The sequence below is a fragment of the Micromonospora sp. CV4 genome (assembly GCF_003667455.1).
GTDB lineage: Bacteria > Actinomycetota > Actinomycetes > Mycobacteriales > Micromonosporaceae > Micromonospora.
In genome coordinates this window covers 1-10,730 of record NZ_RCVI01000286.1, presented here as the reverse complement: position 1 = coordinate 10,730, position 10,730 = coordinate 1, and the positions used below count along the sequence as shown (strand labels likewise).

7 protein-coding genes and 1 pseudogene are annotated in these 10,730 nt (G+C 73.2%); 1 reads left to right on the top strand and 7 read right to left on the bottom strand.

Going from position 1 to position 10,730, the window contains the following annotated elements:
* Positions 1-366 (bottom strand): annotated as a pseudogene (locus EAD98_RS18865) (hypothetical protein); the annotation flags it as partial.
* 28 nt (positions 367-394) lie between these two features.
* Complete coding sequence (locus tag EAD98_RS18860; protein ID WP_121655374.1) at positions 395-2,956, bottom strand: FtsK/SpoIIIE domain-containing protein; 2,562 nt, start codon at positions 2,954-2,956, stop codon at positions 395-397.
* 193 nt (positions 2,957-3,149) lie between these two features.
* On the opposite strand from EAD98_RS18860, the gene EAD98_RS18855 reads away from it, so the two are divergent.
* On the top strand, positions 3,150-3,713 hold the full coding sequence (locus EAD98_RS18855; RefSeq protein WP_121655373.1) for a hypothetical protein: 564 nt from the start codon (positions 3,150-3,152) through the stop codon (positions 3,711-3,713).
* 3 nt (positions 3,714-3,716) lie between these two features.
* Here EAD98_RS18855 and EAD98_RS18850 read toward each other — a convergent pair whose 3' ends face one another.
* From EAD98_RS18850 to EAD98_RS18830, 5 genes are all read right to left on the bottom strand, one after another.
* On the bottom strand, positions 3,717-4,316 hold the full coding sequence (locus EAD98_RS18850; RefSeq protein ID WP_121655372.1) for a hypothetical protein: 600 nt from the start codon (positions 4,314-4,316) through the stop codon (positions 3,717-3,719).
* A gap of 13 nt (positions 4,317-4,329) precedes the next feature.
* Positions 4,330-5,499: a M23 family metallopeptidase gene (locus tag EAD98_RS18845; protein ID WP_121655371.1), complete on the bottom strand. Its 1,170-nt coding sequence runs from the start codon at positions 5,497-5,499 to the stop codon at positions 4,330-4,332.
* Positions 5,496-6,053 carry a hypothetical protein gene (locus EAD98_RS18840; RefSeq protein WP_121655370.1) on the bottom strand — a complete coding sequence of 186 codons (558 nt, stop codon included), beginning with the start codon at positions 6,051-6,053 and terminating at the stop codon, positions 5,496-5,498. The genes EAD98_RS18845 and EAD98_RS18840 overlap by 4 nt, the downstream gene beginning before the upstream one ends.
* Positions 6,050-8,005, bottom strand: a complete 1,956-nt coding sequence (locus EAD98_RS18835; protein WP_121655369.1) for an MFS transporter — start codon at positions 8,003-8,005, stop codon at positions 6,050-6,052. Before EAD98_RS18835 ends, EAD98_RS18840 begins: the two co-directional genes overlap by 4 nt.
* Position 8,006: 1 nt before the next feature.
* Positions 8,007-10,730: ATP-binding protein (locus EAD98_RS18830; RefSeq protein ID WP_233583883.1), on the bottom strand; the 2,724-nt coding region annotated here is incomplete at its 5' end.

Below are 10,730 nucleotides of genomic sequence, written 5' to 3'. Positions count from 1 at the left end.
CCCCCGCGCGGCCCGCAGCGCCGCCAGCACGGCCGCCGGGCCGCCGGCCATCGACCGGGCCGCCTCGGTCAGCTCCGGCGGAGACGGCACCAGCGAAATCGCCGGTACGCCCAGCTCACGCAGCCGCTCCTGCTGGCTCGCCAGCCCGGTGCGGACCACCGTCAGCTCCTCCCGGGCGGCCTCGGCCGAACGGGCCTGCTCACCGGCGGCGGCTGCCGCGCTGCGGCGTACCCCGTCCAACTGGCGGGCCGCGGCGAGATACTCCGACCAGGCCGTGGTGGGCTCCGCGCCCGCTGGCGCGACGTCCCCGTCCGGGTCGCCGGCCCGCTGCCGTCCCGGCCCGGTCACCGTCGCGTTCGGACCCACCCCGACACCCCCCGCGCGCACCACCGGATCACCTGGCCTCATCGGCGAACGGCACCAGCACCGTGCCCCGCTCGTCCGGCCCGTCCCAGAGCACCGCCCGGTCTGGACGGGCCCGCCACTCCACCGGCCGGCCGAAGACCGCGGCGAGCTGCGCCGCCGGCACGTCCAGCACGGCCACGGCCGCGAGCTTGTCCACCTCGCCGTCCGGCTCCAGCAACGCGGCGAACGGTGGCACCGCGCGCCACCAGCCCAGCAGATGCCGACCCGACGGCGGCCCGTCCCGCAGCAGCGCGCGCAGCCGGTCCACCGGCAGCTCGCGGGGCCCCGGCCGGTCCAGGCCGAAAACGACGAGGTAGGTCGGCAACTCATCGTCCGCGTCCGCGAGCAGCGTCGGCAGGTCCACCATGGTGGCCGGATGGCGGACGGCCAGCTCGGCCGTCAACGCCTCGGCAAGCGGCCGGGAACCCGGGTCGGGCGCCGCCACCAGGAACCGGGCGGTGCCCGGCGAGTGGTGGTCCGCCGTGCTCCGCGCCGCCGTCGCCAGCAGCCCGCCCGCCGCCGGACCCGATCCCAGCACCGCGAGGTTGCGTCCCGCCGCCGGCCCCAGCGGTACGGCGACCGTCGAGCGAGCCACGTCCACCGCCCGGCCGAGCAGAGCCGCCGGGCCGTGCGCCTGGCCGGCCAACGCCGCCCGGTGTCGCGGGTCGTTGCCCAACGACGGACGGGCGTACCCGGCGAACACCACCGGCGGCACCGACCCGGCCGGCCGTGCCGTCCACAACTCGTGCCGCAGCCGATCCACCACCTCCGGGTGGTCCTGCGGATCGGGGTGGCGGATCAACCGTTCGTGACCGCGGATCGCGCCCCGCGGGCCGCCGAGCCCGCCAGCGGTGTTCACCACCGCGCTGCCCACCGGCAGGCCGGCGGCCGAGTCGTTGGTCGGTTCCAGCACCGGGCCGCCGCCCGGCAGCGCCACCCGCACCGGGAACTGGCCGAGCACCGGATCCCGGTGCCCGGCGTCCGCCCGGCCACTGAGCCCCAGCTCACCCGCGCCGGCCAGCACCAGGTGCACGCCGTACGCCCGGCCGGCGCGGGCCAGCCCGTCCAGCTGGGCGGCCACCTCCGAGGCCAGCCGGTCCCGCTCCGCGAAGATCAGCGGTAGATTGTCCAGCACACACACGATCCGGGGCAGCGGCCGGTGCTGGCGCAGCTCCGCGAAGCGTTGCCCACCGGCGCGCCCGCCCGCCTCGGTCCGACGCTGCACCTCGACCGTCAACTGATCGAGCAGGTCCCGGACGTACTCCCGATCAGCGGCCATCGCGGCCGCCCGCACCTGCGGAATCCAGGACCGGTCCCGCTCGGTCTGGAGGAACTCCACGAAGGACTCACCGTCGCCCAGATCCACCAGGTAGAGCGCCAGGTCGTCCGGGCCGTACCGGGCGGCGAGCCCGAGCAGCGCCGTGGTCAGGAACGCCGCACGACCCGCACCGGAACGGCCGCTGACCAGCCAGTGCGGGGTCAGCTCGGTGAAGCCCAGCGGCACCGGACGCCCCCCGGCGTCACCGACCGTGGTGGTCAACCCGTCGGCCGGATCCGACTCCCACAGTCGCTCACCCGTCGCCGGCAGCAGATCCGCCAGGGCCAGCCGGGAGCCCGCCTCCACCTGCGCGGCGAGCCGCCGACAGACCGCGTCGACCAGATCGGCCGGCGGATCCGACTCGACGAACACCGGCGAGTTCAATCCGCCCGGCGGATCGGCGCCCGGGCTCGCAAAGGACGCCCCCGGTGGGTCCCCGAGCAGCGCGTACGCGTTGCGCAGCACCAGCGGCGTGGCGCGCGGCAGTGGCCCCCGGGCCGCGTACGGGCCGGCGGGCGGCCAGCCGGCCACCACCAGGTGCAGCCCGGCCGCCGGCCCCTGCTCGGCCAACGCCTTGATCCGGGCCAGGTCGGTAGGGCCGGTCAGCTCCGGCAGCGCGGCGACCACCAGCAACAACGTCCGGTCGTGCCGGCGTCGACCGCTCGCCCCCGGCGTGACCCACTGCTCCGCCTCGGTCAGCACCGCGCGCAGACCCGCCACGTCCACCGCCGGTGGCGGCAACAGGCCGGCGTCCGCCAGCGCCCCGAACGGGGCGAGCACACCCGCCGTGGCGTCCACCGCGCGCACCAGCAGGGCACCCGCCGGTGCCGCCCCCAGCGACCGCAGCAGCACAGCCCGAAGCAACCCGGCCACCCGCGGTTCCCGGGCGTCGGCGTCCACACTCAGGTGCCCGGCGCCGACCAGCGGCACCAGCGCAGGAAAGCGGGCATCGTCCAGGGGCGCCGCGGTGCCGACCCGCACGAAGGCCGGCGGACCGTCGCCAGCCGGCGAATCCACGGTCAGCGAGTCCAGGGCCGCCCCCGACCATCCCGGAGCCAGCCGCGCGGCGACCGCCCGCAGCCGGTCGGCCACCTCGTACTGGCGGCGCTGATCGGCGGGAGCCGGTCGGATCTCGTCGAGGATGCCGGCCGCGGCGGTGGCGACGGCCGCCGCCCGACGGTGCAGGGCTGCGGCGCGGTTCGTGCGTGCCTTCGGACCGGCCACCGCGTCCACCCCCTGTCCGAGGTTGGCAACCCCTCCCTGAGCAGAGACGGTATCCCAGCCGGGGCCGCTCCTCCGGGAGGTGCCACGGCGGTGCGCCGGTGTTGTCGGGGATGTCACCGGTGGGGAGGGGTCCGTCACGATCCGCTGGACTTGAGGCATTGGCTCCGGGGCGTCCAGCCGTTAACTTCAGGGGGTGGAATCAGTGCAGCCCCCCGCCGGTTCCCAGGTCTCCCGCGTACCGGCCCAGCGGACGCCGTCCGAGCAGCTGCCGCCGGCCTCCGCCACGCCGGCGCCGCAGCCGCCACGCCGCCGGGTACGCACTGTGCTCACCGTGGTCGCCGGGGTGCTCGCCCTGCTCTTCCTGGGCGCGGCGGTCACCGCGTATGTGCTGTACGACCGCGCCTCCAGCCCGGACCGCAGTGCCCCCGACGTGGTGGTGGACAACTACCTGCGCACGTTCCTCGTGGATCGCAACGATGCGAGGACAGACCTCTTCACCTGCAAGAGCGGTGCGGACCTCCAGGCAGTGCGTGACCTCCGTCTCGAGGTGGAGCAGCGTGAGTCCAACTTCAACGTCACCGTGCGAGTCACCTGGGGTCCGCTAACCAGGACTCCGTCTGGTGACGGTGAATCCGTCGGCACGACGCTGACCATCGCTGGGTCTGCCGATGGTGTCCCTAGGAGCAGTCGACGAGAGGACTGGATGTTCAAGGTCGTCGAGGACGATGGCGGTTGGCGGGTCTGCGGCGGCACACGAGCGGGCTGATCATCACTCGATCCACAGCAGATGGACCGGCACCTCCAGAGTGGTGGGTGACTGGCCGCGCCAGGCCCAGCGGTACCACTCCTCCTCAGGCGTGACCCGGACGCAGATGTCCCCCTCGGCGCCCGAGTAGGTCTCGGTCACCGCCCGCAGGTCACGGTGCTCCTGGCCGCCTTCGATATGCACCACACGGCGCCCGGTGACGGCATCCGCCTCGAAGACCGGCGTGGGGGACCGGTGGGCCGGGCCGTCCAGCGAGACCAGCCGGATGCCGCTGCCCCGGGTGTCATCCGTCCCCGGCCGGTTGCCGACCGTCTCCACCCAGACCCGATCGACCGGCACCAGCGGCGCGAAGACCTCGACCTGGTCGGCCTCGGCTCGGTACCACTCGTGCTCGGGGATCACGGGCACATAGGTTCGGGCGCCCTGGACCACCCGGTCGTCCGCGCGCAGGTCGCCCCGCCAGCCCAGCCCCGGCAGCCCGACCAGCACCCGTCGCCCGCGCAGCTCCACCCGTTCGGTGGCCGGCACGATCGCCAGTGGCCGGGGTGGCCGGGGCGCCCAGTCGGGCTGGTCAGCGAACGGGTCTGGCAGTGGTCCGGTCATGCCCGTGGTGACCTCACTCCACGCTGCGCAGCGGGGCGCCCCGCTCGCGCATGAACGGCACCGGGTCGATCGCGCCACGGCTGGAGCGGTCGTTGCGCAGGTGCACCTCGAAGTGGAGGTGCGGGCCGGACGAGTTGCCGCTGCTGCCGACCTGGCCGATCACCTCGCCGGCCGGCACGATCTGGTCCGGTGACACCCGTGGACGGACCACCATGTGGCAGTACCGGGTGATGTAACCGCCTGCGTGCAACAGATCGACGAACCAGCCGCAGCCACCCTTGCCGGGGTGCCCGTCCACGTCGCAGTCCTTGCGTCCGCGGTCGTCCGGGTCGCAGCGGGCGACCAGCACCCGGCCGGCGGCGGCGGCACGGATATCGGTGCCCTTGGCCGCCCCGATGTCGACCCCGTTGTGGCTCGGGCGGCTGCTGGTCCGGAAGCCGGAGCCGACGTCGCCCGGAATCGGAGCGGTCCAGCCGGAGGCGGCGATCTGACCGCGTTCGGCCGCGTTGCACACCGCCTTGCCGTTGATCTCGATCGTGCGCGCCGCGCCACCGGCCAGCGCGTCGACGATCCGACTGGCCGGTTCCTCGTGCTTGGCGTAGGCGTCCGGATAGGCGCTGATCTGGACCTGTTGCGCCACCACCGTCAGCGGCCGGCGCTGCCAGCTCCGCACCTTGACCAGCTTCTCGTAGAACTTGCGGGCCGTGTACGCGGGAGTCATCCGCTCCGTGACGGTGCCCCACCCGGGTCGCTGCTGGAACAGGCCCAACGAGTCATGGTCGGCGCCGACGCCCTCGTGCGGCAGGGCCAGTGACGCGGGCACGCTGCTGTTCGCCAGGTTACGCAGAGCGGACTCCTGCATCGCGGTGGCCAGGGCGATCACCCAGCCCCGCGACGGCACCCCCAGGTCCTGACCGACCTTGATGATGATGGCGGCGTTCCGGACCTGCGCGTCGCCGTACTCGGTGAACCGTGGCAGCTCGCCGGCGATGTCCACCGGGCGGACCGGGCCGCAGCCCCAGCCAGCGAGGGTGTCCCCGTCCTCCGCTTCCCCGCCGAGTCCGCTGAGGAAGAACGCAGCGGTCCCCCCGGCGCAGCAGAGCAGGAGCAGCACCCCGGTGAGGATCGTGGCGATCACACCGACCCGTAGCGGCCGGCGGAATGCTCTGCTGCCGGCGTTCACTGCCGCTCCCAATCCACCACGTCGACCAGCCAGCCGTCATCCGCTGCGACCAACTCCAGCCGGAGCCGGCCGGTGTCGAGGGGCAGCAGCACCTCGACGAACGTCTCGGTACGTGCCCGCACCGACGGGGGGCCGGCGACCTCCTCGGCCGGGACCCCGCCGGGGTCGACACCGGCCAGCTTCTCGGTCAGCGCCGCTGTGGACAACGGTCGCAGACCGGCCTGCCACTGTTCGGCGGTCATCCCAGGGCGACCGAGCCAGGCCACGGTGAACCGGTCCGCGGTCTGTTCGGGCGTGCGGTCGCCCGGTCGGGTCACCGGCGACGGCGGAGCTTCGGTGGCGTTAACGCCATCGTCGCCGGCCGTCGGATCCACGGTGGTGATCGGCCGATCCGGACGGCTGCTCAACCCGTCCGCCGGATCGCCCGGACCGGAGACCAGCCGGGCCGCCCCGAGCACGCCGAAGACGACCACCGCGATCACCAGCGCCACTCCCATTCGGGACCGCAAGACCCGTGTGAACAGGAACTCCAGAGCCCGTCGCATCGCCGTCACCGTGCCTCGGTGCGCACCCGCGGTCCGGTGCGGTCCGGCGCACGCTCGGCGGAGCCGGGTCGGTAGACCACGAACGACGGGTTCTCGGCCGGCAGGTCCGGCTCGGTCCAGCTCGCTGGCTGTCGGCGACGGGGTTTGGGCGGGACCGGCCGGCTCTGGCCGCCGGTCTCCTCCTTCGGCGCGTCATTCGCGCGTTCCTGACCGTCCGGACGCCCGGCGCCGGAACGCCGACCCTCAACCGGAGCGGTCGGTGCCAGGACCGGGTCTTCGCGCCGCGCCTCCGGGCGCAGCGTGGTCTGCTCCGCCACCGGTGCGCGGCGGCGGCCGCCCACCGGTTCCGCCGTGCCGCCGGGTTCCGCCACGTCCAGCCGCGCTGCCGTCCGCATGTCCCGGAAGAAGCGGCGGTGCCAGGAACCGGCCGAACTGACCGCCTCGCTGCTGTCCTTGCCGCCGAGCTGGGTGATCCGCCGGTACGGCCGCAGCAGCAGCCAGCCGACCACTCCGCAGAGCCAGACCAGCACCACCTGGAGCCAACCGGGCAGGGTGGGTGTGCTCATGATCAGGTCGACCGCGAACAGGTAGATCGCCGCCCCGGTGCCGAAGATGGCGATGTTGAAGACCGCGGCGACGACGGCGTTCGCGAGCCGGCGCAACCCGGCGCTCGCCGGTCGGAGCAGACCGACGGTGCCGAGGATGGGTGCCGCGATCACCGCCCACCGGAAGATCAGGAAGCCCAGCAGGACCAGCAGCGACGCGGTCAGATCGAACATGGCGAACAGCACCGACGCCAGCACCGCGATGAATCCGGCGCCGACCCGGTCCATGTCCCGCACACCCTGGAGGTACTCGTACGCCTCCGGGTCCTCGGTCTGGATCTGTTGAGCCACCCGCGCCCACTGCTGCTGCTTGGCCTTGATCGTCGCCTCCCGGGTGGCCGGGTTGGCGCGCAGCTTCTCGGCCTCCTCCCAGGAGAGCGACTTCGCGTCGTAGAGCGCGGGGCCGTACTTGCGAGCGGTTTCACTGTCGGCCGAGCCGAGCACCCCCCGTAGCCAGTTGCGGTAGAGCATCGCCTCGGTGGCGGTGTCACTGGCACGCACCGCGGGCGGGCGATTGTCCTTGCAAGCCGCGGGATTCGGATCGTCGCACTGGTCCGGCGGGGTGTCCCGGGCCGCGGGACCCACGGCGTCGTGCACCACGCCCAATGTGGTGACCAACGTGCCGTCCGCGATGTTCGCCGATTTCACCGGCCAAGCGGCGAGCGCGGTTACCGCGACCATCACCAGCAGTGCCCAGCCCGCAGTGGTCATCGCGTTGCTCATGTCCGACTGGCGGGATCGCCAGAGCAGGTACAACCCCACGACGCAGAGCGTGATGATGCCGAAGACGCTGAACACCTTCTGGTAGACGGCCTTGGTTGCCTGCTCGACCAGCGGGTCGGCCCAGCCCCACATCGAGCGAGGGTCCCAGGCCCGCTCGCGCAGCGCGTTCGAGGCGCCGACGATCGCGGTGGCGATCATGAATTCGCCGTTGGCCACGGTGGTGGTGAACTTGTAGTCCGGATGCAGGACTGATGACGCGCATCCGCCGGGGATGTCGTACGTCGGATAGCTGTAGCCGGCGTAGCCGTAGTCGCTGTAGAGCCCCTTCGGCCCGAGCTGCTTGGCGGAGTCCGGCCGGCCGGCGAACCAGCCGGCGAGCCCGGAGTCGGGAGTGCCGGGGGTTGGTGCGTTGCGGCAGGTGACCTCGTCCTCGCTGACCTCCTTGAGCTTCGCCACGCAGGCCCGGAAGTCGGCCTGCCACTCCGGGGTCGTGCAGAGGTCGGCGCGGGCCTGGGCGGCGGGTGGGGCGGCGGCTGCTGCCTCCGCGCCGATCAGCGGCCAGGTGAGGGAGGCCCCGGCCAGTACGCCGAGGGCGAGCAGGAACGCCGCGATCCGTGCCCGGGCCCTCGCCATGTCACGCCTCCAGATCCGGCAGGGGGATGCTCGGCAGCACTCCGGCGGCCGCGGCGATCGCGGCGGGCGTCGTGTCGAGGTGGTCCAGCAGCCCTTCGACGTACGAGACGTCGACGCGAACCTTCTGTACCCGCCCGTCGACGTCGCGCATGACGAACTCGCGGAAGCCGAGACGGTTGGCCGAACTGGTGTCGGCGGCGGAGAGCGAGGCCAGGGTGGCCTCGTACCCGTCGTTGACCGGCACCCGCAGCAGCCGCAGCGCTTCGGAGGCGATCTCGGCGTCCTCGGCGATGCGGCCGACGAAGACGGTGGAGACGAGGTTCTGCACGTCGAGGCCGAGGATGTCGCGTGGGTTCTGGGAGGCGACGAGGGCGGCAAGGTTCCACTTGCGGGAGTCCCGGGCGAGCCGGACGAGGAACGACCGCCCGGATCGCCAGCCCTCCATGAAGTGCGCCTCGTCCAGGCCGACCAGCTTCCGGGACGACATCGACCCGCCGTAGCAGCGGCGCACGGCGAGCCGGTGCGCGGTGTGCAGCATCGGCAGGGCGAGCGCCTCCTCGGCGGACCAGTACTCGCGCTCGATTTTGAGGTCGGGCAGCCGCAGCCCGGCCATGGTGATGACGGTGAGCGCCGCGTCCGCACCAAGCAGCCCTTCCGGCGGTCGGCCGAAGAAGAGCATGGCCAGGGGCATCTCGGCGGTGTCCAGCAGGAGGTTGGCCAGTTCCTTGCCGGCGTCGTCGTCGAGTCGCCCGAGGCAGCTCACCACGTCGTCCAGGGTGGACGTCTCCTCGGCGGGGACCTGGCGGACCGCGTGCCGGAACAGGGTGGCCGTGGACGCCTCCCGAGCCACCTGCGGCGGTACGAGCATCATGCAGATGTCCTGGACCAGCATCCGGCGCTCGGCCCGGGCGTTGGAAACCGCGATCTCGAACTCCCGGTCACCGGAGGCGCCGGCGCCGAACTCACTGCGCAGCGGCGTCGGGATGAGCGAGTAGGGCGCCAGGGTGCCGTGCTCCGAGCCGGTCAGGTTCAGCACCCGGGAGTACGGACGCAGCTCCGGCATGGCGCAGAGCCGGGCCAGCGGCCCGGACGGGTCGAGCAGGGTCACCTGGACCCCCCGCCGTGCGGCCAGGTAGCCCAGCGCGCCGAGCAGGGTCGACTTGCCACCGCCCGGCTCCGCCACGAAGACCGCGAGCCCGGAGCGTTCCCGTACCTCCATGGGGAAGTGCAGGTCGAGGAAGACCGGGCGGCGGCAGGTGCCCGCGGTGCGGCCGATCAGGTCGCCCCGCCGGTCGCCCACGTTGGAGGCGGCCTGGGGGAGCGCGGCGGCGAGCAACGGCACCGGCATCCGACGGACGTAGCCGGTGTTGGCGATCGGCTCGCCGGGGATGAACTCGCGGGCCAGCCAGTCCTGGTTCTTGGGGTGTTGGAGCGAGATGCGCAGCTCCCGGGAGTAGAGCTGGATGAGCCGGCGGGCCCGTTCCAGGCATTCCTCCCGGGTCCGGCCGCCGACGGCGATCCGGTGCCAGCCGTGCGCGCGGGCCGAGTCGACCGGCAGCCCGGTGGTCATCTCGTCGCCGATCACCAGTGCCCGCTTGGCCAGCCGCTCCAACTCGGGCGGCGCGTCGATGCCGTGCTCGGCGTAGTCGAGTTGCTGTGAGCGGATCATCCGCAGCCGGTGTTCGAGATTGCGGAACGAGTCGCCGGAGCCGAGGATGTCGACCCGGGTGGAGATCTCCATCGGCCAGGGCAGCCGCTCGTGGAAGTGCAGCCACGGCTCGTGCCGTTCCGGGATCTCCAGGGGCTCCATCCGGCCGACGGCGAGCACGGCGACGTGCCGTTCCTCGCCGGTCATCCGGTTGACCAGCTTCACCGTCGAGCCGTACGGGGTGCGGTAACGCTCGACCTGCTCGGTCAGGGCGAGCAGGTCACCGCGCTCCCAGCGACCGTTGGTCACCGGGGAGAGTGTGCCCGGAGGCGCCATGCACAGGGCGACCGAGCGGTAGAGCAACCACTCCAGCTCCTGGGCGGTGACCCGCCGGCCGCGCATGCCGAACGCGCCGAGCACCTCGTCGAACTGCTCCACGGTGCGGCCCAGTTTGCGTCGTTCGCCCTCGGCGGTGCCCCGCGCGAAGGTGCGCAGCAACCGTTCGGTGAGCGAGTCCCCGAGCGACCGGCGGGCGAAGGTGACACCCAGGTAGGTCTGCCCCTCGGCGTGGTTGACGGCCATCAGGTGCCGCTGGGCGGCGACCAGGTGGTCGGCCCAGCCGGTGGTGCCGGGCACGTCGGGCAGCGGCGCCAGGGTGTGTGCGTCGATGGTGCGGGCCCACTCGTCGGCGGGGAACGGCCGGGTGGTGCGCCGCAGGTGCAGCCGGAAACCGGCCAGGCCGGCGTACTGCTCGGAGATCGCCGAGAGCAGCGCCTCGCGTTCGGCGTCGGGCCGGAAGGCCCAGCGCACCTCGGGCAGCCAGTACCAGGCCGTGACCGTGTTCGGAGTGAAGGTCAAATGGCCGGCGATCTCGGTGATGGCCAGTTCGACCGACGGGTCCCGGTCCCCAAATTTGATCTTCGGAGCACGGACCCGGGCCGGCCGGGTCGGCCGGTCCTGCCGGCTCACGGCCCGTTGCCGGGGCGCGGCGACCTCCCGCCCGGTCGGCTCCTTGTCGCCCGGACCCGGCCGTGCCCGGTCGGCCCCGTTGGCGGGGCGGGGCGCGCGCTCCAGGGC